A 22,174-nucleotide genomic window follows, 5' to 3' on the forward strand; every position below is an offset into this window, starting at 1 on the left:
TCCGCAGCGCCCTGTGACGGAACCCCCGAGAATGTCGCTCCGCGCCCCTCGCACAGACCGCGACCCCGTCTTTGCCCGCACCCGGCGGCAACTCGTGCGGTGGCTTGCGTGGATCCTGGGATTCAGCCTGTTCCTGAACCTGCTGGCCTTCGTCGGACCGCTCTACATGCTGCAGATCTATGAGCGCGTGCTGACAACCCGCAGCCTTGACACCCTCATGGCCCTCACCGTGATCGCGGCCTTCCTGCTGCTTGCCTATGCTGCCCTCGAAATCGTGCGGTTTCGCATTCTGGTCCGGGCCGGGCTTGAATACGACGCCGCGCTTTCGGGACCGCTGTTCAACCGGGTGATGCGCCTCAAGCTGGCCGAGCCGGAAAGCAAGCCAGACCCGCTGTTGCGGGATCTGGAAAGGGTCCGTGAGTTCCTGAACGGCCCCGGCCTGATCGCCCTGCTCGACGCGCCCTGGACCCCGCTGTTCATCATCGCCTGTTTTCTGTTCCACCCCGCGCTTGGGCTTGTGGCGCTGGTGGGCACCATCGGCATCTTCGGTCTTGCGGTCCTGAATGAGCTTCTGACCCGCAAGGCGATGGCCAGCGCGATGACCGCGGCGCGCGACGCGTCGGATGTCGCCGTCTCGGCGCTTCAGCACGCCGATCTTCTTCAATCGCTGGGGATGGAACGCGCCATGCGCCTGCGCTGGTTCGAAAAGCGTCAGGCGCTGCTGCAGGGCCAGTCGCTTGCCAATGACCGGTCGGGGACCATCCTGGCGTTGTCCCGTTTCCTGCGGATGGCGCTTCAGATCGCCATTCTCGGGGTGGGCGCGCTTCTGGTGCTGGATCAGCAGATCACGCCCGGCATCATGATCGTCGCCTCGATCATGATGGGGCGCGCGCTGTCTCCGGTCGAGCAGGCGGTCGGCCAATGGAGCGTCTTCGGCAGGGCGCGGCAGTCCTGGGGGCGGCTGGACAACCTGTTCGCCCGTATCCCCGAGGAACCAGCCCGAACCGCCCTGCCCAAGGCCAGGGGATACCTCGACGTCATGCAACTGAGCGCGCGTGTGCCCGGATCGGCAAATCTGGCGCTTCGCGGCATCACGTTTTCCGTCGCACCCGGGGAATGCCTGGCCGTTCTGGGCGCAAGCGGATCGGGCAAGACCACGTTGCTGCGGCATCTTGCAGGCAGCGTGTTGCCCGCTGGCGGTTCTGTTCGCCTTGATGGCACGGAGCTGTCGCACTGGCCGCCGCAACAGCTTGGGGCGCTGATCGGCTACATGCCGCAAGCAAGCGTGCTGTTCCCCGGAACGGTGGCGCAGAACATGGGGCGCTTTCTGCCAGAGGCGACGGACAAGGACATCGTCGCGGCCGCCTACCTCGCGGGTGCGTATGACATGATAAAGAGCCTGCCCAACGGCTTCGAGACCGAGGTTGGCCCCGGCGGCGACCGCTTGTCGGGGGGACAACGCCAACGCATCGCGCTGGCGCGGGCGGTGTTCGGGGTGCCCCGCCTGATCGTCCTCGACGAGCCGAACGCCAGCCTCGACGCCGCCGGAGAGGAAGCACTCGTGCGCTGCATCCTCGCGCTGCGCCAGTTGAACGCCGCGGTGATCCTCTCGACGCATCGCAGCAATCTCGTGGCAGCGTCCAGCCAGGTCATGGTGCTGGACAAGGGCACGGTGCAAAAGCTGGTCGACACGGTAGACGCCATCGGCACCAAAGCCGCCGACGACGCCCCGGCGGCCGTGGCCGCTCGGAAGGGCGCATGATGCCGGACGCCGCAACAACCCATCCCGGTCCCGCCCGGCTTGTCTGGATCGGCGCCCTGATCGTCGCCGCGACGCTTCTGGGCCTTGGCGGCTGGGCGGCCACGTCACAGATCGACGCCGCCGTGGTGGCACCGGGCACCATCACCACTGTCCAGCGCGGCCAACGGCTTCAACACCTCGAGGGCGGAATGGTCGCAGAGGTGACGGTCGTTGAAGGCGAACGTGTCGAGAAGGGCGAAGTGCTGGTACGCCTCGATCCGCTGCAATGGCTGTCCGATCTTGCCGTCCTGCGCGAACGCCGCGACGCCAGCCAGGCCCGCGTGGTCCGGCTTGCTGCCGAACGGGACGGCCTGACCCGCATAGATTTCCCCGCCGGGCTGCCGCACGGCATCCGCCAGCGCGAGACCGCGCTTTTCGAGGACAGGCGCAGCCTTCTGCTTTCAGCGCTGGACATCCTCGACCAGCGATCGCTTCAGATCGAGGACGAGATCGCGGGGCTGCGGGATCAGGCCACTGCCCTGCGCGAGCGTCTTGCGCTTCAGACAGAGGTGCTGACCCGCATGCAGGAGGGCAACGAAAAGGGGCTGGTCGAAACCAACCGGGTAGATGTTCAGCGCGATCTGGTTATTCAGATCCGCGCGTCGCTTGGGCAGGTGACGTCCGCGATGGCGTCGGCGCGCAGCGACGCGCTTTTGATCGTGTCCGAGATCGAACAGGCGCGCCGCGAATACAGCGAACGCGCGGCGGCCGATCTGGGCGACGCGCAGGACAAGCTGAGCGCCAGCGAGAACGAACTGCTTGTGATCGAGGACAGGTTGTCCCGCGCCGATCTGCGGGCGCCTGCCTCTGGCCGCGTGCAACAGGTCAACGTCGCGGCAGGCGACGTGATCCAGCCCAGCCAGATCCTGATGGAGATCGCACCGCAAAGTCAGGACTTCGTCGTCACCGCGCGGGTGTCACCGCTGGACGTCGACTCGATCGCGGCGGGGCAGGACGTCGAGCTGCGCTTCGTCGGCTATGACGCCCGCAGGCTCGCCCCGTCCTTCGGCAGCGTGCTGACGGTGTCCGACAATGTCGTTCCGGCAGAAGACGGGGCCGGATCGCCGCATTTCGTGGCCCGGATCGAGGTCGACCGCGACACCCTGCCCGGCGAGATCGCGGGCAATATGGTGTTCGGGCTTCCGGTCGAGGTCTACATCCTGCAAGGCGAACGCAGCGTGCTGGCCTATCTTGCCGACCCGATCCTCGACGCGCTGACCCGCAGCTTCAGGGAAGTGAACTGACGAGCTAGCCGCATTTCGAAAAGCCGCAGTTCGCGCAGGTCATGCAGCCTTCGATCATCCGCACCTCGTAGCTGCCGCAGCTTGAACAGGCCTGTCCGCGCGGGGCGTCGAGGTTCACCACGTCCGCCGGGTCGGTCTTGAGGCCAAGCCCCTCGCCCGCGATGAAGCCGATGGCGATGAGGTGCTGTTCGATCACGCCGCCGATGGCTGCGAGGATCGAGGGGATATACTTGCCCTGCATCCACGCGCCGCCGCGCGGGTCGAACACGGCTTTCAGCTCTTCGACCACGAAAGACACATCGCCGCCGCGCCGGAACACTGCCGAGATCATCCGCGTCAGCGCCACCGTCCAGCTGAAATGCTCCATGTTCTTGGAATTGATGAAGATTTCGAACGGGCGGCGGTGGCCGTTGATGACGATGTCGTTGATGGTGATGTAGATCGCGTGGCTGCTGTCAGGCCATTTCAGCTTGTAGGTGGAGCCTTCGAGTTCCTGTGGCCGGTCCAGCGGTTCGGAGATGTAGACGACGTCGCCGTGGGGTGATTGGGGAGCCGATGCCAGATTGTTGGAAGCGACCTCTTCTTGGGCATTCCCATACTGCAGCCAGCCCGCAGATATATTGAGAACAGAGGCCAGTTTCGTCACAGTATCAACCGACGCCCGCGCTTCATTCTTCTCAAGGCGCGATAGAAATGGCTGCGATACGTTCGCGAGGTCCGCCAAAGCATGCTGTGTCAGGCCCATTTGTTTTCGGGCGCCCAACAGCCGACCACCCATTGACTCCTCCTTCTTCCCCTCACTCACCGACAAGACCGACCCCGTCACCGCGTTCGGACGGTAGGTGGTGCAGCCCTTGCAGCCGGTCTCATAGGCTTGCAGGTAGACGTCCTTGAACGCCTCGAAGGAAATGTCGGCGGGGCAGTTGATCGTCTTGGAAATCGACGAGTCGATCCATTTCTGCGCCGCCGCCTGCATCTTCACATGCTCCAGCGGCGCCAGTTCCTGAGCATTGACGAAATAGTCGGGCAACTCGGCATCCCCGAACCTGTCGCGCCACAACTGCACGGCGTAGTCGACCACCTCTTCCTCGGTGCGCGATCCGTCCTTTTGCAGCACCTTGCGGGTGTAGGCATAGGCGAACACCGGCTCGATCCCGGACGATACGTTCCCGGCATAGAGCGAAATCGTCCCCGTCGGCGCGATCGAGGTCAAAAGAGCGTTGCGGATGCCGTGCTGGCGGATGGCGTCGCGCACATCCTCGTCCATCGCCTGCATCGCGCCAGACGCGAGGAATTTCTCGGCGTCGAACAGCGGGAACGGCCCCTTTTCCTTCGCCAGATCGACGCTCGCGAGATAGGCGGCGCGCGCGATGCGCTTCATCCAAGCCTCCGTCTGCGCGGCGGCTGCGTCGGACCCATAGCGCAGGCCCAGCATCAAGAGCGCATCGGCCAGACCGGTGACGCCAAGCCCGATCCGGCGCTTGGCGCGCGCCTCCTCGGCTTGCTGCGGCAGGGGAAAGCGCGAGGCATCCACCACGTTGTCCATCATCCGCACCGACAGGCGCACCAGATCGTCCAGCGCATCCGGGTCGAGCGCCGCGCCGTCCTCGAACGGGTGCGTGACCAGCCGCGCAAGGTTCACCGACCCCAGAAGGCAGGCCCCGTATGGCGGCAGGGGCTGTTCGCCGCAGGGGTTGGTCGCCGCAATGGTCTCGCAATAGGCAAGGTTGTTCGCGGCGTTGATGCGGTCGATGAAGATCACGCCCGGCTCGGCATAGTCATAGGTCGCGCGCATGATCCGGTTCCACAGATCGCGCGCCTGAAGCGTGCGGTAGACCTTGCCGTCGAACACCAGATCCCACGGGCCATCGGCCTTGACCGCCGCCATGAAGGCATCGGTCACCAGCACCGAGACGTTGAAGTTGCGCAGCCGCGCGGGGTCGGATTTCGCGCTGATGAAGTCCTCGATGTCGGGGTGATCGCAGCGCATCGTTGCCATCATCGCGCCGCGCCGCGCGCCCGCCGACATGATCGTGCGGCACATCGCATCCCACACGTCCATGAACGACAAGGGGCCGGAGGCATCCGCCGCCACGCCCTTCACATCCGCGCCCTTGGGCCGGATCGTCGAGAAGTCATATCCGATGCCGCCGCCCTGCTGCATCGTCAGCGCGGCCTCTTTCAGCATGTCGAAGATGCCGCCCATGCTGTCGGGGATCGTGCCCATGACAAAGCAGTTGAACAGCGTCACCGACCGCGCCGTGCCCGCGCCCGCCGTGATGCGGCCCGCGGGCAGGTATCTGAAATCCTCAAGCGCGGTATAGAATCGGTCTTCCCAATGGGCGGGATCGGCCTCGACCTCGGCCAGCGACCGGGCGATGCGGCGCCAGGTGTCCTCGACCGTGCGGTCGATCGGCGTGCCGTCCGCATCCTTGAAGCGGTACTTCATGTCCCAGATGGCTTCGGCGATCGGGGCGGCGAAACGGCTCATCACGCGGTCCTGACAATGGCGAGGAGGGAGCCGTACAATAGGCCCGCAAGCCCCAAGGGTCAACGCAAACGCACCGCGCGACCGGGTTCATTGCGATTCGCCGCCGCGTGCGGAGACCTATCCAAAGGGATCGGATTTTTACTGCGTTGAGAGGCTTCGACCCCCGAATTCATCGCGATATGAATTGGGCATAAGGTTGGAGTAACGAGTTAAATCTGAAACTAGTTTCACCGCGCTTGAATAAAAAATGTAAACAAACCAATTACTTGACTCCTATTCTGATTGTCGGACGATGGACGTCGGTTGGTTGGTTGGTTGCAAGGAAAGCGTCATGGCGCGGAAAATAACGGTTCAGGAACTGAACTCACTTCTCGGCGTTGATGCCGATCTGGGAGTTCTCAATGCCCAGACATTCGTGCTCAACGACTTCGGCGCGCCCGAGGTCGGCGAGGTGGTCGACAACGACGGCTTCTTCGAAGTTGGCGACGGAACCACGACCTTCAACGGCGATCCAGTGACCTATATCGGCACCGGTACCGCCAGCTTCGGCATCAATGTCGGCGGGGGCCTTCTCGGCGGGCTCTTGGGGCCAATCACCGACCTGGTCTTCGACACGCTCGGCGATCCGGTGCCCGTGACCGTGTTCGAGGCAGGTGGCCGCCTGCTGGTGCAATATCCCGAAGGCGAACCGCCGACGTTCCTGGGGCTCGACGGTGTGCTGCTGCGTTTCAACCTTGCGCCGGTGAATGCTCCGATCCCCTGCTTCGTGGCGGGAACGCTGATCCGAACACCCGACGGAGACCTGCCAATCGAAGAGATCGAACCCGGCGCTTCGGTGCTCGACGAAGCGGGAGCCGTCCGTGATGTAGTGTGGGTAGGGCGGCGCAATGTCCAGCTGCCCGAGACGCTGACCGCCGTCTCGCGACGCCATCGTCCGGTTCGCATTGCAGCGGGGGCCTTCGGAGAAGGAAAGCCCTACGCGGACCTCTATGTTTCGCAACAGCATCGCATCGCGCTTGAGGGCGGAAACCTCGAATTGCACGTCGGCACTGAAAAGGCGCTCGCCGCCGCCTGCCACCTGGTCGGAGACCGCGTGTCGATGGCGCGCGACATGAAAGAGGTAAGCTATCACCACATCCTGTGCCGACAGCATGTGATCGTGATCGCCAACGGTCTGCCTTGCGAAAGCATGCTGCTGGGCCCCGCGATCATTTCGGATGGCAGTTTCGACCGCACCTGGCGCGAGATCGCCGACCTGTTTCCCGAACTGTGCACAGAGCGCGGACGCAAGCGCGGGATGCGGCCCGCTCTCCCGATCCTGCGGCGGGCTGAGGCAATGATGTATTTTCGCTGATCCGGTCGTTGTCCCCGACCGGATCGCACAGACATTGAGTCAAAACTGATTTCTGCCCCCTGCCCGGCCAGCCCTGTCCCATCAATCTCTGGGGGCTGGCCGGGACTTTACCCCCAGATTATGAGTTGCTGCGACGGTCCATCCCGCTAGTGTCCCCGGCTATGAGCGACTCGCACATTCACCTTCTGAAACTCTCCGTCGGCACCCAGTCGGTCGAAACCCTGATCGACTGGCAGCGCAACCGCTCTGGCCAGCGCAGCGGCGGGCGGTATTTTCATCTCACCCGGATGTGGCCCAAGCGCGAGCCGGAACTGCTGAATGGCGGGTCGATCTACTGGGTGATCCAGGGGCTGGTGCAGGCCCGCCAGAAGATCGTCGGGCTGGACGAGGTGATCGGCCAGGACGGCATCCGCCGCTGCGGCATCGTGCTGGAGCCCGAAGTGATCCGCGTGGAACCGGTGCCCAGGCGCCCGTTTCAGGGCTGGCGCTACCTGCAGCCGGGCGATGCCCCGCGCGATCTGACCAAGGGCCGCACGCGCGACGCCGAGACCTTGCCGCCGTCGCTGCTGGCCGCGCTGTCCGATCTTGGCGTGCGCTGAGCCGCGTTAGCGCGACTCGACGCCCAGCTTTGTGAACAAGGCCGCGCAGATCGCGCGATCCTCGTCCGTCCAGTCCGCGCGCCGCGCCTTGAACAGCGTCGCCTGGCTGCGGTGGATCGGCTCTTGTCCCAAGACCTTGAGATGGTTCGCCCGCAGCGTGTCGCCGGTCGAGGTGATGTCGGCGATCGCCTCGGCGGTCTCGTTGCGCACCGTGCCTTCCGTCGCGCCCTGGCTGTCGACCAGCAGGTAGTCGGCCACGCCATGCTCGCGCAGGTGGTCGCGGACCAGCCGGTGGTATTTCGTGGCGATGCGCAGGCGGTGGCCGTGCCGCGCGCGGAAGGCGGCGGCGGCGGCGTCAAGATCGTCGAGGCTGTCCACATCGACCCATGCCATCGGAACGGCAAGCACAAGATCGGCGTGACCAAAGCCCATCTCGGCGATCTCGGACACCTGAGTCTCCCAATGCGCCAGCTTGTCGCGCACCAGATCCGACCCCGTCACGCCAAGGTGGATGTGCCCCGCCGACATCTCGCGCGGGATCTCGCCCGCCGACAGCAGGATCAACTCGACCCCGTCCGCGCCCGCCACGGCACCGGTGTATTCCCGTTCCGATCCGGCGCGCGAGAGGGTCACGCCGCGCTCGCCGAACCAGTCAAAGGTCTTTTCCATCAGCCGCCCCTTGGACGGCACCCCCAGCTTTACGGTCATGTCCGCGCCCCCAGCGCCAGTGCCACGGCGGGACGGATGACACCGCCCACGGCGGGGATCGCGCGGCCCCGGCCCAGCACGCGGGTCAGCGCGTCATAGCGCCCGCCGGTCGCGACAGGCGGCAGATCGGGGCGGTCCCCGGCGTAGAAGCCAAAGACGAAGCCATCGTAGTATTCCAATGCGGTGCGCCCGTAGCTGCCCTCGAACTCCAGCGCGTCCACGTCGATGCCGCGCGCCGCCAGCGCCTGCGCGCGGTCGTGGATGCGCTCCACCGCGTCCGACACCTGCGGCAGGTCCACCGCGATGTCGCGCAGCCGCTCGATGGCGTTGGGCATCGTCTCGCGCAGCGACACGATGTCGTCGATCAGCGCCGTCTCGCGCTCGGAAATCGGCGGCGTCTCGGCATCCTCGGCCAGCGCGTTCAGCCGCGCCTCGATCTCGCCCCTGGTCCGTTGCCCGATCATCGGCCCCGCCGCGCCGACCACGTCCTCGCCCCGCCGCACCAGGTCCAGCAGCGCCGCACGCGCGGGCGGCACCGAGGCCGACCCGAACCGCGCCAAGAGCGCGCGAAACCGGCGCGGTCGCCAGACATGCCGCAGAAGCGCCGCCTTGCGCCGCTCGGTCGTGTCCAGACCCAGGACGGCAGCGAACAAGAGCCCCATGTCGCCCGTGGCGATGCGCAGGTTCAAGGGCGCCAGCAACTCGGCGATGATCGCAAAGACCTCGGCATCGGCGGCGACGGGATCGCTGCCATCAAATATCTCGAAGCCCACCTGATCGTATTCGCTGGGCCGGTCGGCGCCGTCTTCCTGCGTGCGGAACACCTTGCCGGAATAGGCATAGCGCGCCGGTTCCGCGCCGTGCGTCATGTGCATCTCGACGACCGGCACGGTAAAGTCGGGGCGGAGCATCAACTCGCCCGCCACAGGGTCGCGCGTGGTGTAGGCGCGCCCGCGAATATCCTCGCCATACAGGTCCAGCAGCGTCTCGGCGGGTTGCAGCACAGGCGGATCGACCAGCACCGCCCCGGCCTCTGTCAGCCGGGCGACCAGCCGCGAGATCTCGGCGTCGAGCGAACGGTCGGCCAGCGGGCTCATGTCAGGCGCTGCTTGAGGTAGGCCACCAGATCGGCGCGCGGCACTTCCTCTTGTGCGCGCTGCTCTTTCCATTCCTCGTTCGAGGTGATCCCGGCCGCCAGTTCCGCCCCCAGCTTCAGGTCCTTGACCATCACCACACCGCGCGCGCGCTCGTCCTCGCCCTCGATGATCGCGAAGGGGCAGCCCCGCTTGTCGGCATATTTGAGCTGGTTGCCAAAGGTCTTGGGATTGCCCAGATACGCCTCGGCCCGAAGCCCGGCGCGGCGCAAGTCGCCGACGATGGCCTGATAGTCGGCCATGCGGTCGCGGTCCATCACAGTGACAAGAACGGGGCCGTCCGGCGCGCCGCCGATCCGGTTCGTGGCCCGCAGGGCAGCCAGCAACCGGTCGACGCCGATGGACACGCCTGTCGCGGGCACGGCCTGCCCGGTGAAGCGCTTGACGAGGTCGTCATAACGCCCGCCCCCCGCCACGCTGCCAAACTGGCGCGGACGGCCCTTTTCATCGGTGATCTCGAAGGTCAGCTCCGCCTCGAACACCGGGCCGGTGTAGTAGCCAAGCCCGCGCACGACGGAAGGGTCGATGACGATGCGGTCGGGTCCATAGCCTTGGGCGTCGAGCAGGGATGCCATTTCTTCGAGTTCGGCGACGCCTTCGGCGCCGATGACAGAGCCGCTCACCAGGTCGCGCAACCGCGCGCAGGTCGCCGCGCCGCTGTCCCGGCGCGCGTCCATGAACCCCATAACGGTCTCGGCCTGATCCGGGCCAAGCCCCGCACCCTTCGTGAAATCGCCGCTCTCGTCCTCGCGCCCTGCGCCCAGAAGCGCGCGCACCCCGTCCACCCCCAAACGGTCCAGCTTGTCGATGGCGCGCAAGACGATCCCGCGCTCGGCCTCGAACTTCGACGGATCTGCAGGGTCAAGCACGCCCGCGACCTCCATCACGCCGTTCAGAACCTTCCGGTTGTTGATCCGCACGATATAATCCCCGCGCGGAATGCCCACCTCTTCCAGAACGTCCGCCAGCATCGCGCAGATCTCGGCATCCGCCGCTACCGTGGGCGTGCCCACGGTATCCGCATCGCATTGATAGAACTGGCGAAACCGCCCCGGCCCTGGCTTCTCGTTGCGCCAGACCGCCCCCATGGCATAGCGGCGATACGGCGTCGGCAGATCGTTGCGGTGCTGGGCATAGACGCGCGCCAAGGGCGCTGTCAGGTCATAGCGCAGCGCCAGCCAGTCGCCGGGCTTTTCGCTGTCGCTGTCCTCCTGCCACGCGAACACCCCCTCGTTGGGGCGGTCGACGTCGGGCAGGAACTTGCCAAGCGCCTGGACCGTCTCGACAGCCGAGGATTCCAGCGGATCAAAGCCGTAGCGGTGGTAGACGTCGGCGATCTTGTCGAGCATCGCCTTGCGTTCCGACACGTCCGCGCCGAAATAGTCGCGAAAGCCCTTCGGCGTCTCGGCCTTGGGCCGGGGCTGTTTCTTGTCTTTCGCCATGGGGTGACCGCGCGCTGCAAGGGGTTTATCCGTCGCGGCGGGGTCTAGCGGAAGGGGTCAAGAGGGGCAAGCGGAGGCGACATGGACGACACCTCACGACTGGAAGAACGCATCGCGCATCTGGAACGAAACGTCGATGATCTGTCCGACGTGATCGCCCGGCAGGAGCGCGAAATTGCCCTGCTGACCCGGCGCGTCGAGATGCTCATGGGACGCGAGGCAGAACGCGCCTACGACAGCGGCGGCGCCGTGCCACTCGCCGACCAGAAGCCGCCGCACTGGTAGGGGGGCGGCGCTGGCGGGAAACCGCGCTGGGGGGACGCTGTCCCCCCAGACCCCCCTGGAGGTATTTGAAGACCAAAGATGAACAGGAGAGTACCCATTCCATCTTTGGTCCCGAAATACTCGGGAGAGCGCGAGAGGGAACGTCTCGCACGCCGCGCAGCGGGCTCGATGCCCGCAAGCGGCGTTCCCCGCCCCGCGCGCCGATCAGATCGGCTGGCCTGCGATCAACTCGCCGTCATGGATCAGCATCTCGGTCCAGGCGCCATCCTCGCCGAAACTCTCGTGCACGCTCAGGAACACCGTGCGCCGGTCCAGCCTGCGCGCCCGGTCTTCGGGACAGGGGGCGCCGTGCGGTACCGCGCAGACCTCTTTCTTGACGATCTCATAAGCGGTGTCGGTCGCGGAATAGGGGCTTTCGTTCAACGGCGAATAGCGCGTCGCCTCGTGCATCCGAAGCGATCCGAACTGGGCCAGCGCGGCGGTGAACTGGCGCGGGCAGCCATCGCGAAAGCCGGTCACATAAAGTGTGCGGGGCGTGGTCGTGCCGGGCGCGGTGTCGTGCAGCGTGTAGCGGCGGCCCACCGCATCCACCGGCTGCGCAGCTGCGCTCACGTCCACGTCGCAGGCCCGCGCGACGGTGCCGAAGGCCAGCGCCGCGGCTTCGGCGCGGGCGACATCGACGTCGCCGGTGCTGGCCGAGGTAAAGGTCGCGTCCTCGATCTTCAGCGGCGCGGCATCGGCGGTCTGCACCGGATCGGGGCGCGATCCCGCGAGATCGCCGAACCAGCGGCGCTTGCCGGACCGGATATACAGCGTGTCCCCGACCTGCACCCGTTCGGGGCCAGGATCGATGATCCGCGTATTGTTGGGGTCCTGCGGCGTGCCGAAGAAGCCGCAGCCTGCGGTCGTTGCCGCGACCGCCAGGGCGGCGATCCATCTGGTGCTCGATCTATGCATCTTCCACCGTCACGACCCCGCCCAGAGACTTGATCGCGCCCTTTATCTGTGGGTTGACCGGGAACTGATCTCCCAGCGTGATCTCCACCTCGCCCGGAAGGTCCGGGGACAGCAGGCACAGGTGGACGGCGCCGCGTGCGCGCGCCTTCGCCTCGGCCGAGGCCCGTTCGAGAAGCGATTTCACCGTGGCGACGGCCCCTGCGTCGTTCAGGAACACCCGGATCGCCCCCGCGCCCGCCTCTGCGGCGACGGTGTCGATGGGCGTCACGGAACGACCCAGCAGCTTCAACTGCTCGCTCTCCATCGTCGCCTCGACGGTCAGGACGATGTTCGATCCCGCCTCCAGATGGTCGCGCGCCGATTCGAGCGTGTCCGAGAACACGGTGACCTCGTAAAGCCCTGTCGGATCGGACAGCTGGATAAAGGCAAAGCGGTTGCCGCGCGCCGACTTGCGTTCCTGCCTGCCGCTCACCGCCCCGGCCAGCTTGGCCACCAGCGGCCCGCGTTCGGCCTTGGCCTGCACCTCGGCCAGCGTCATCACGCCCTGCCGCTTCAGCGGACCCATGTAGTCGTCGAGCGGGTGGCCCGACAGGTAGAAGCCGATGGCCTTGTGCTCCTCGGCCAGCCGCTCGTTCGGCAGCCAGTCCTCGACGGGGGCTAGGCGCGGCTCGGGCAGGTCCTCGCCCGCGTCGCCGAAGAGCGACACCTGGTTCGATGCCTTCTGGTCGTGGATCGCGGAGGAGTAAGCCACCAGAGCATCGAGCGAGTCGAGCATCCGGCGGCGGTTGGGATCAAGCTGGTCAAAGGCCCCCGCCCGCGCCAGCATCTCTATCGGGCGCTTGCCGATCCGCTTGAGATCGACGCGGCGCGCAAGGTCATAGACGGTGGCAAAGGGCTTGCCCCCCCTCCCCTCGACGATCAGCCGCATCGCTTCGACCCCGACGTTCTTCAAGGCGCCCAGCCCGTAGACCAGCTTGCCGTCCGACACGCTGAACGTCGCCTGGCTGCGGTTCACGCACGGCGGAACGATGTCGATCTTGAGGCCCCGCCGGACCTCTTCGGCGTAGACTGCCAGCTTGTCGGTCAGGTGAATATCGCAGTTCATCACCCCGGCCATGAATTCGACCGGGTGGTTCGCTTTCAGCCATGCCGTCTGGTAGCTGACCACGGCATAGGCGGCGGCGTGCGACTTGTTGAAGCCATAGTTGGCGAACTTGTCGAGAAGGTTCCAGACCTCCATCGCCTTGTCCTTGTCGACGCCGTTCTTCGCGGCCCCTTCAAGGAATTTCGGGCGCTCGGCGTCCATCGCGGCCTGGATCTTCTTGCCCATCGCGCGGCGCAGCATGTCGGCGCCGCCCAGCGAATATCCCGCCATCTCCTGCGCGATCTGCATCACCTGTTCCTGGTAGACGATGATGCCTTGGGTCTCGTCCAGGATATGATCGACCAAGGGGTGCAGGCGGTCGCGGTCGGACAGGCCATTCTTGACTTCGCAATATTTCGGGATGTTCTCCATCGGGCCGGGCCGATACAGCGCAACCAGCGCAACGATGTCCTCGATGCAGGTCGGCTTCATGCGCCGCAGCGCATCCATCATTCCCGAGCTTTCCACCTGGAACACCGCGACCGTCTTGGCCTCGGCGTAAAGGCGATAGGAGTTCTCGTCGTCGAGCGGGATCTGCCCGATGTCGTTCTCGGCCCCCGGATGCGGCTGATAGAGGGCGGCACCGTCGGAGGCGACATGCAGGTCGCGGCCCGAGGCATGGATCAGGTTGATGGCGTTCTGGATCACCGTCAGGGTCTTGAGGCCGAGGAAGTCGAACTTGACCAGCCCCGCCTCCTCGACCCACTTCATGTTGAACTGGGTCGCGGGCATGTCCGAACGCGGATCCTGGTACAGCGGCACCAACTCGTCCAAGGGCCGGTCGCCGATCACCACGCCTGCGGCGTGGGTCGAGGCATTGCGCAGCAGCCCCTCGACCTGCTGGCCATAGGTCAGCAGGCGGTGCACCACCTCTTCCTCGCGCGCGGCCTCGCGCAGGCGCGGCTCGTCCGCCAGCGCCTTCTCGATCGACACCGGCTTGACGCCCTCGACGGGGATCATCTTGGACAGACGGTCGACCTGCCCGTAAGGCATCTGCAACACGCGGCCCACGTCGCGCACCGCCGCCTTGGACAGAAGCGCGCCGAAGGTGATGATCTGCGCCACCCGGTCGCGTCCGTATTTCTTCTGGACGTAGTCGATGACCTCTTCGCGGCGGTCCATGCAAAAGTCGATGTCGAAGTCGGGCATCGACACCCGTTCTGGGTTGAGGAACCGCTCGAACAGAAGCGAATAGCGCAGGGGATCGAGGTCGGTGATGGTCAATGCATAGGCGACAAGACTGCCCGCGCCCGAACCGCGCCCCGGGCCGACGGGAATGTCACGATCCTTGGCCCACTTGATGAAGTCGGCGACGATCAGGAAATAGCCCGGAAAGCCCATGCCTTCGATGATGCCCAGCTCGAACTCCAGCCGCGCCTCGTAGTCCGCGACCGGAACGGCGTGTTCGATCACGGCCAGGCGCGCCTCTAGCCCCGCCTTCGCCTGTCGGCGCAGCTCTTCGACCTCGTCATCGGCAAAGCGTGGCAGGATCGGGCTACGCTTCTCCACCTTGAAGGCACAGCGCATCGCGATCTCGACGGTGTTGCGGATCGCCTCAGGCAGGTCGGCGAACAGCGCGGTCATCTCGTCGGCGGACTTGAAGTAGTGCTGCGCTGTCAGGCGGCGGCGCGGTTCCTGCTGATCGACATAGGCGCCTTCAGAGATACAGATCAGCGCATCATGCGCCTCGTACATCTCGGGTTTGGGAAAATACACGTCGTTGGTCGCGACCAGCGGCAGGTCCATCGCGTAGGCCATCTCGACATGGCCGCGTTCGGTCGCGCGCTCGGCCTCGGTCAGTCGGCCGCCCTCGCCGGGATGACGTTGCAGTTCCACATAAAGGCGGTCGCCGTAGATCGCTGCCAGCTGGGTCATCAACGCCTCGGCCTTGGGGCGCTGCGCCTGCTGCAGGAACCGGCCCACCGGCCCGTCCGGCCCGCCCGTCAGGCAGATCAGACCGTCTGAATGCTGTTCCAGATCGGCAAGCGTCACATGCGCAAGCTGGCCGTCCCCGCGCAGGTAAAGGCAGGAGTTCAGCTTCATCAGGTTGAGGTATCCCGCCTCGTTCTGGGCCAAGAGGACCAGCGGCGCAGGCGCGCGCGCACGCTCGCCGGGGTGAACGGGATCATAGTCAAGATCGAGCTGGCAGCCGACGATGGGCTGCACCCCGGCACCGCTGGCCGCCATCGAAAATTCGAGTGCGGCGAACATGTTGTTGGTGTCGGTGACCGCAACGGCAGGCATCGACGCGCGGTCACAAAGGCCCGCCAGCTTCTTGACCGGCACGGCGCCCTCAAGAAGCGAGTATTCCGTGTGCACCCGAAGGTGGATGAATTTTGACCCCTTGCCCATGCCGAACTCTACCCCCGTTTCCCCTGATTTGGGAAGGAGGAACCACCACTTCTTGTGAGGTGATGCGCGCCGACCACCTGTCCTAGGGGCACCCGTCCTTCAAGCAGCGGCGCCCAAAAATCAGGCGAATGCACCGGATGTCGCCGCGTTGCCCTGCCCTTCCCCTTGCAATGACGCCCGATTCCCGGTCTGCTGCAGGCGCGCCCGGATTTACGCCGCATCGGTCCGGGCCTGCCGCGCGGCCCCACGCGCGCAACAGAAAGCGGCCCAGAGACACTCATGTCAGAGATTGCGTTTCTCCTGAACGGAGACCCTGTCGTTCTGACCGACCTTGCACCCACCATCACCCTTCTGGACTGGCTGCGCGAGACGCGCGGGCTGACCGGCACCAAGGAAGGGTGCAACGAAGGCGACTGCGGGGCCTGCACGGTCATGGTCACGGGGAATGACGGCGCACGGGCGCTCAATGCCTGCATCCTGTTGCTGCCACAGCTTCACGGCAAGGCGGTCCGCACCGTCGAGGGCATCGCCGGGCCGGACGGCGCGCTGCACCCGGTGCAGCGCGAAATGATCGACCATCACGGCAGCCAGTGCGGGTTCTGCACGCCGGGATTCATCGTCTCGATGGCGGTCGCGCACCTGAACGGGCGCACCGACCACAACGACCAACTTGCGGGGAACCTGTGCCGCTGCACCGGCTATGCCCCCATCATCCGGGCGTCGGAGGCTGCGGCGACCCAGCCGGTGCCCGACTGGATGGAAGAGGACGCGAACAAGGTGGCGACGGTGCTGACGGGCGACATTCCACCAGCAGGGGGCGACGACCAGACCTTCCTGCCCGAAACCATCGCTGACCTTGCCGCATGGTATCTCGACCACCCCGACGCCACGCTGATCGGCGGGGCAACGGACGTTGGCCTTTGGGTGACCAAGCAACTGCGCGAATTGCGCCCCGTCGCCTTCCTCAACCGCATCGACGAGATGCGGCGCATCGACATCACCGACGACGGGGTGCGCATCGGCGCGGGCGCGACCCTGTCACAGCTTCATGCCGCGATGGGCGACCTGCACCCCAGCCTTGCCGAGATGATCCGCCGCTACGGCTCGGTGCAGGTGCGCAACGCCGCGACGGTCGGCGGCAACATCGCCAACGGCTCGCCCATCGGCGACAGCCCGCCCGCGCTGATCGCGCTGGGCGCGACGCTGCACCTGCGCCGGGGCGACACCCTGCGCGCGATGCCGCTTGAGGCGTTCTTTCTCAGCTACGGCAAACAGGACCGCCAGCCGGGCGAATTCGTCGAGGCGGTCAGTTTTCCGCGTCAGCCCGACCGGCTGCGCTGCTACAAGCTGTCCAAGCGCTTCGATCAGGACATCAGTGCGGTCTGCGGGGCGTTCAACATCACCGTGGACGACGGCTCCGTGACCGCCGCGCGCATCGCCTTCGGCGGCATGGCCGGAACCCCGAAACGCGCCAGCGCGGTCGAGGCGGCGATCACCGGCCAGCCTTGGACCGCCGACACCATCGATGCCGCCTGGGACGCCTGGGCACAGGATTTCACCCCGCTCAGCGACATGCGCGCCTCGGCGGACTACCGGATGGAGACCGCGCGCAACATGCTGATGCGCTACTTCCTCGACAGCATCGGCGGTGTGACCAGCGTGCTGGAGGTGCATCCATGAGCGTGACCAAACCCCTGCCGCATGACGCGGCTCTGCTGCACGTCACCGGACAGGCCCGTTATATCGACGACATCCCCGTTCCCGCTGGGTCGCTGTCGCTGGCCTTCGGGCTGTCGGAAACAGCGCATGGCCGCATCGTTTCGGTCGATCTGGAGACGGTGCGCACGGCGCAGGGCGTGGTCGACGTCTTCTCCGCCGCCGATCTTCCCTTTGCCAATGATGTCTCACCGTCGATCCATGACGAGCCGCTGCTGGCGACGGACACGGTGCACTACATCGGCCAGCCGATCTTTTGCGTCGTGGCCACAAGCCATCTTGCCGCGCGCAAGGCGGTGCGGCTGGCACAGGTCGAGATCGAGGCGCTGCCTGCCATCCTGACCATCGACGAGGCGCTGGCAGCCGACTCGCGCTTTGAATCCGGCCCCGTGGTCTGGGGCAAGGGCGAGGTCGAAGCCGCGCTGGCGGATGCCTTGCACGTCATCGAGGACAGCATCGAGATCGGCGGGCAGGAGCACTTCTATCTCGAAGGCCAGTCCGCGCTCGCCCTGCCGCAGGAAGGCGGCGACATGGTGGTGCATTCCTCAAGCCAGCACCCCACAGAGATCCAGCACAAGGTCGCGGAGGCGCTGGGAACGCCCATGCATGCCGTCCGGGTCGAGGTGCGGCGGATGGGCGGCGGATTTGGCGGCAAGGAAAGCCAGGGCAACGCGCTCGCCGTCGCCTGCGCGGTCGCGGCCCGGCGCACCGGGCGCGCTTGCAAGATGCGCTATGACCGCGACGACGACATGATCGTCACCGGCAAGCGCCACGATTTCCGCATCGCTTACCGCGCCGGGTTCGACGGCGACGGGCGGCTTCTTGCGGTGGATTTCACGCAATACGCGCGCTGCGGCTGGGCGCAGGATCTGTCGCTGCCCGTCGCGGACCGCGCGATGCTGCACGCCGACAACGCCTATCACCTGCCGAACGTGCGCATCACCTCGCACCGGCTGAAGACCAACACGCAAAGCGCCACCGCCTTTCGCGGCTTTGGCGGGCCGCAAGGCATGGTCGGGATCGAGCGGGTGATGGACCACGTCGCGCATGTGCTGGGGGTCGATCCCCTGGAGGTGCGGGTGCGGAATTTCTATGCTCCGGCGCCGGTTGAGAGGCTGGGGGGCGCTGCCCCGTCGCCATTGGGGCTCGGACCAATGGCGCCACCAATGGCGACCCCCCGGAGGTATTTGGGGACCAAAGATGCGAGCGGGCTGGACCCTGATCTTGATGTTGCGTCTCGGGGGGCGGTGGGCGAGTTGGCGCCGGGTGAGGCGGTTCCTGCCCATGACGGCGTGCAGACGACGCCCTACGGCATGGAAGTCACCGACTTCGTGCTGCACGAGATCGTGCAGGAGTTGGTCGAGGCGTCCGACTACCGTGCGCGTAGGGACGCGGTGGCGGCGTGGAACGCGGCCAATCCTCTCTTGAAGAAGGGGATCGCGCTGACGCCGGTGAAGTTCGGTATCAGCTTTACGCTCTCGCACCTCAACCAGGCGGGCGCGCTGGTGCATGTCTACCAGGACGGCTCCATCCACATGAACCACGGCGGCACCGAGATGGGACAGGGGCTGTTCCAGAAGGTGGCGCAGGTGGCGGCGGCGCGGTTCGGTGTCGGGCTGGAGGCGGTGAAGATCACCGCGACGGACACCGGGAAAGTGCCCAACACCTCGGCCACGGCGGCATCGTCGGGATCGGACCTGAACGGCATGGCGGTCAAGGCCGCCTGCGACACGATCCGGGGCCGGATGGCCGAGCATATCGCGGGGTTGCACCAGGCACAGGCTGCGGACGTGGTGTTCGAGGAGAGTCAGGTGCGTGTCGGCGGCGAAAGCTACAGCTTCGCCGAGGCGGCTCAGCTTTGCTATCTGGGGCGCGTCAGCCTGTCGGCTACTGGGTTCTACAAGACACCCGACATCAGCTGGGACCGGCTGAAGGGCCAGGGTCGCCCGTTCTACTACTTCGCCTATGGCGCGGCGGCCACAGAGGTCGTCATCGACACCCTGACGGGCGAGAACCGCATCCTGCGCTGCGACATCCTGCATGACGCGGGCGCCTCGCTGAACCCGGCGCTCGACATCGGACAAGTCGAGGGCGGTTATGTGCAGGGCGCAGGCTGGCTGACGACCGAGGAACTGGTGTGGGACAACCGGGGCGCGCTGCGCACCCATGCGCCGTCGACCTACAAGATCCCCGCCTGTTCGGACCGGCCCGAGGTGTTCAACGTCGCGCTGTGGCAGCCGGGGCGCAACCGCGAGGAGACGATCTATCGCTCCAAGGCAGTGGGCGAGCCGCCGCTGATGCTGGGCATCTCGGCGCTGATGGCGCTGTCGCACGCGGTGTCGGCCTGCGGCGATGCCTACCCTGCGCTCGATGCGCCCGCGACGGCAGAACGGGTTCTGCGGGCGGCCATGCGCGTCGGCGGGGCGGCATGAGCCTCGATCTTGCCGCCCTGCGCGCAGCCGTGGCGCGGCACCGGCGCGTGGCGCGCGTCGTCGTGGCCGAAGCGAAGGGGTCGGCCCCACGCGAGCCTGGCACGGCGATGCTGGTCTTTGCGGACGGACAGGACGGCACCATCGGCGGCGGCGCGCTGGAGTGGGAGGCGGCGCGCGCGGCGCGGGCGATGCTGGAGACCGGCGGCGCCCGGGTGGACCGGATGCCGCTTGGCCCCGCGCTTGGCCAATGCTGCGGCGGCGCGGTGACTCTGGTGACCGAGGTGTACGATACCGCAGCGCTGGAGAGGATCGGCAGCGCGGTCCATGCCCGTCGTGTCGAGGGCGCGCGCGCAATGCCGCTGGCGGTGACGCGCGCGCTGTCGGCGGCCCGGAGCGGCAGTGCCCAAACGCCGATGATGTTGTCCGAGGGCTGGCTTGCCGAACCGGTGGAGCTGGCGCGCCGCGCGCTCTGGATCTGGGGCGCGGGCCATGTGGGCCGGGCGCTGGTGTCGGTGCTGGCGCCCTTGCCCGATGTCGCGATCACCTGGGTGGATACCTCTGCTGACAGGTTCCCGGACACGATCCCGGACGGTGTGATCCCGCGCGTGGCGGCAAAGCCCGCAGAGGCGCTGCGCCATGCGCCGCCGGACGCGGACCACCTGATCCTGACCTATTCCCACGCGCTGGACCTCGACCTGTGCCACGCGGTGTTGTCGCACGGCTTCCGCAGCGCCGGTGTGATCGGGTCGGCGACGAAATGGGCCCGGTTTCGAAGCCGTCTGGCGGCACTTGGCCATTCGGACGCCCAGATTTCACGCATTCGCTGCCCGATCGGGCAAAAGTCGCTTGGCAAGCACCCTCAGGCCATTGCGGTCGGCGTGGCCGCTGACCTACTCTCGACCAGCTATGAACTGGAACACAGGCAGGGGGCCGTGGGGTGACAAGGGGACCGGACGCCCGGATCGGCGGGGATCTTCTGACGATCGAGGGCCTGACCAAGGCCTATCCCGGTGTCGTCGCCAATGACGATGTGTCCTTCACGATCCGCCAGGGCGAGGTGCATGCGCTGCTGGGCGAGAATGGCGCGGGCAAGTCAACGCTGGTCAAGATGATCTACGGCCTGGTGCGCCCCGATGCGGGGCGGATGACCTTGCGGGGCACTGGCTATGCCCCCGCCACACCGCACGAGGCGCGCGGATCCGGCGTCGCCATGGTTTTCCAGCATTTTTCGTTGTTCGAGGCGCTGGACGTCGCCGAGAATGTCGCGCTTGGCATGGAGAACCCGCCCGCGATGGGCCAGCTGGCCGCGCGCATCCGCGAGGTGAGCGAAGCGTATGGCCTGCCGCTCGACCCCTTGCGGCTGGTGGGCGATCTTTCAGCGGGCGAGCGGCAGCGGGTCGAGATCGTGCGCTGCCTGCTGCAGGACCCGAAACTTCTGATCATGGATGAGCCGACCAGCGTCTTGACCCCGCAAGAGGTTGGCATCCTGTTCGAGACGCTGCGCAAGCTGGCGTCCGAAGGCACCGCGATCCTCTATATCAGTCACAAGTTGGAAGAAATCCGCACGCTCTGCGATACTGCGACGATCCTGCGGCTGGGCAAGAAGGTGGCCACCTGCGATCCGCGCGAGACCTCGGCGCGGCAGATGGCAGAGCTGATGGTCGGGCAGACGCTGCAGACACCGACGCGCGATGCGGGCACCCCCGGCGCGGTGGTGCTGGCGCTCAAGGACCTGTCGGTGCGATCGTCCAACCCGTTCGGCACGACGCTCAAGAAGGTCACGGTCGAGGTGCGCGCGGGCGAGGTGCTGGGCATCGGCGGTGTCGCGGGCAACGGACAGGACGAATTGCTGGCGGCACTGTCCGGCGAGGCGCGCGCGCCCTCGGGCGCAGTGTCGCTGAACGGCACGGCCATCGGCCATCTCGGCCCGAACGCACGCCGGTCCCTGGGCGTGCTGACCGCGCCCGAAGAACGCCTGGGCCACGCCGCCGCGCCCGACATGAGCCTGACCGAGAACGCGCTTCTGACGGGTGCGATCCGCGAGAACCTGGTGTCCTCCGGCTTTCTGAAATGGCGTGCAACCGAGGATTTCGCCAAGCGCATCATCACGGCCTTCGATGTGCGCACCCCCGGCCCCGGCCATGCCGCGCGGTCGCTGTCGGGCGGCAACCTGCAGAAATTCGTGATCGGGCGGGAAATCCTGCAACGGCCGACAGTGCTGGTCGTGAACCAGCCGACCTGGGGGGTCGATGCCGCTGCCGCTGCCGCGATCCGGCAGGCGATCCTCGATCTGGCAGAGGGCGGCGCGGCGGTGATCGTCATCAGCCAGGACCTGGACGAGTTGATGGAGGTCTCTGACCGCTTCGCCGCGCTGAACGAGGGCCGCCTGTCCGAACCGCGCCCCGCCAAGGGCCTGACGGTGGACGAGATCGGCCTGATGATGGGCGGCGCGCATGACATGGAGGTCGCGCATGTGGCCGAGTGAGGCGATGCGG

15 protein-coding genes are annotated in these 22,174 nt (G+C 66.5%); 9 read left to right on the plus strand and 6 right to left on the minus strand.

Features of this window, described 5'->3' with window-relative positions; translation table 11 throughout:
• The first annotated feature begins 31 nt into the window (after positions 1 to 31).
• Entirely contained in the window at positions 32 to 1,762 is a 1,731-nt protein-coding gene (locus KTJ87_RS15830; RefSeq protein WP_267140121.1) for a type I secretion system permease/ATPase, read from the plus strand.
• A complete protein-coding gene (locus KTJ87_RS15835) occupies positions 1,762 to 3,045 on the plus strand; it encodes an HlyD family type I secretion periplasmic adaptor subunit (protein ID WP_267140122.1) in 1,284 nt (427 codons plus the stop codon). Before KTJ87_RS15830 ends, KTJ87_RS15835 begins: the two co-directional genes overlap by 1 nt.
• A gap of 4 nt (positions 3,046 to 3,049) precedes the next feature.
• Here KTJ87_RS15835 and KTJ87_RS15840 read toward each other — a convergent pair whose 3' ends face one another.
• Positions 3,050 to 5,536, minus strand: a complete 2,487-nt coding sequence (locus KTJ87_RS15840) for an adenosylcobalamin-dependent ribonucleoside-diphosphate reductase (RefSeq protein ID WP_267140123.1) — start codon at positions 5,534 to 5,536, stop codon at positions 3,050 to 3,052.
• Between the two features lie 292 nt (positions 5,537 to 5,828).
• Between KTJ87_RS15840 and KTJ87_RS15845 the strand changes: the two genes are divergently transcribed.
• Both KTJ87_RS15845 and KTJ87_RS15850 read left to right on the plus strand, forming a co-directional pair.
• On the plus strand, positions 5,829 to 6,890 hold the full coding sequence (locus KTJ87_RS15845; protein WP_267140124.1) for a Hint domain-containing protein: 1,062 nt from the start codon (positions 5,829 to 5,831) through the stop codon (positions 6,888 to 6,890).
• A gap of 161 nt (positions 6,891 to 7,051) precedes the next feature.
• On the plus strand, positions 7,052 to 7,489 hold the full coding sequence (locus tag KTJ87_RS15850) for a DUF1489 family protein (RefSeq protein ID WP_267140125.1): 438 nt from the start codon (positions 7,052 to 7,054) through the stop codon (positions 7,487 to 7,489).
• A gap of 6 nt (positions 7,490 to 7,495) precedes the next feature.
• On the opposite strand, the gene hisG is transcribed toward KTJ87_RS15850, so the two are convergent.
• From hisG to hisS, 3 genes are read right to left on the minus strand one after another with little or no spacing between them, the layout of a single operon-like run.
• Positions 7,496 to 8,197 (minus strand): ATP phosphoribosyltransferase, encoded by a 702-nt coding sequence (gene hisG, locus KTJ87_RS15855; protein ID WP_267140126.1) that lies wholly within the window; start codon positions 8,195 to 8,197, stop codon positions 7,496 to 7,498.
• Positions 8,194 to 9,294, minus strand: coding sequence for an ATP phosphoribosyltransferase regulatory subunit (locus KTJ87_RS15860; protein WP_407650502.1), 1,101 nt, complete (start codon positions 9,292 to 9,294; stop codon positions 8,194 to 8,196). Before KTJ87_RS15860 ends, hisG begins: the two co-directional genes overlap by 4 nt.
• On the minus strand, positions 9,291 to 10,793 hold the full coding sequence (hisS, locus tag KTJ87_RS15865) for a histidine--tRNA ligase (protein WP_267140127.1): 1,503 nt from the start codon (positions 10,791 to 10,793) through the stop codon (positions 9,291 to 9,293). Before hisS ends, KTJ87_RS15860 begins: the two co-directional genes overlap by 4 nt.
• A gap of 81 nt (positions 10,794 to 10,874) precedes the next feature.
• On the opposite strand from hisS, the gene KTJ87_RS15870 reads away from it, so the two are divergent.
• Positions 10,875 to 11,078, plus strand: coding sequence for a SlyX family protein (locus KTJ87_RS15870; protein WP_267140128.1), 204 nt, complete (start codon positions 10,875 to 10,877; stop codon positions 11,076 to 11,078).
• 204 nt (positions 11,079 to 11,282) lie between these two features.
• Here the strand turns inward: KTJ87_RS15870 and KTJ87_RS15875 are convergent, their stop codons facing one another.
• Positions 11,283 to 12,035, minus strand: coding sequence for a hypothetical protein (locus KTJ87_RS15875; RefSeq protein ID WP_267140129.1), 753 nt, complete (start codon positions 12,033 to 12,035; stop codon positions 11,283 to 11,285).
• On the minus strand, positions 12,028 to 15,531 hold the full coding sequence (dnaE, locus tag KTJ87_RS15880) for a DNA polymerase III subunit alpha (RefSeq protein ID WP_267140130.1): 3,504 nt from the start codon (positions 15,529 to 15,531) through the stop codon (positions 12,028 to 12,030). Before dnaE ends, KTJ87_RS15875 begins: the two co-directional genes overlap by 8 nt.
• A gap of 279 nt (positions 15,532 to 15,810) precedes the next feature.
• Here dnaE and xdhA point away from each other — a divergent pair, with 279 nt between their 5' ends.
• The 4 genes from xdhA to KTJ87_RS15900 are packed head-to-tail and all read left to right on the plus strand — an operon-like array spanning position 15,811 to position 22,164.
• On the plus strand, positions 15,811 to 17,211 hold the full coding sequence (xdhA, locus tag KTJ87_RS15885; RefSeq protein WP_267140131.1) for a xanthine dehydrogenase small subunit: 1,401 nt from the start codon (positions 15,811 to 15,813) through the stop codon (positions 17,209 to 17,211).
• Positions 17,208 to 19,679: a xanthine dehydrogenase molybdopterin binding subunit gene (xdhB, locus tag KTJ87_RS15890; RefSeq protein WP_267140132.1), complete on the plus strand. Its 2,472-nt coding sequence runs from the start codon at positions 17,208 to 17,210 to the stop codon at positions 19,677 to 19,679. Before xdhA ends, xdhB begins: the two co-directional genes overlap by 4 nt.
• Positions 19,676 to 20,620 (plus strand): xanthine dehydrogenase accessory protein XdhC, encoded by a 945-nt coding sequence (xdhC, locus tag KTJ87_RS15895; RefSeq protein WP_267140133.1) that lies wholly within the window; start codon positions 19,676 to 19,678, stop codon positions 20,618 to 20,620. Before xdhB ends, xdhC begins: the two co-directional genes overlap by 4 nt.
• Before the next feature lie 20 nt (positions 20,621 to 20,640).
• Positions 20,641 to 22,164, plus strand: a complete 1,524-nt coding sequence (locus tag KTJ87_RS15900; protein ID WP_267140242.1) for an ABC transporter ATP-binding protein — start codon at positions 20,641 to 20,643, stop codon at positions 22,162 to 22,164.
• The last annotated feature ends 10 nt before the right edge of the window (positions 22,165 to 22,174 follow it).

This window comes from Anianabacter salinae (assembly GCF_019061145.1).
In the GTDB taxonomy this organism is placed as follows: Bacteria; Pseudomonadota; Alphaproteobacteria; order Rhodobacterales; family Rhodobacteraceae; genus Anianibacter; species Anianibacter salinarum.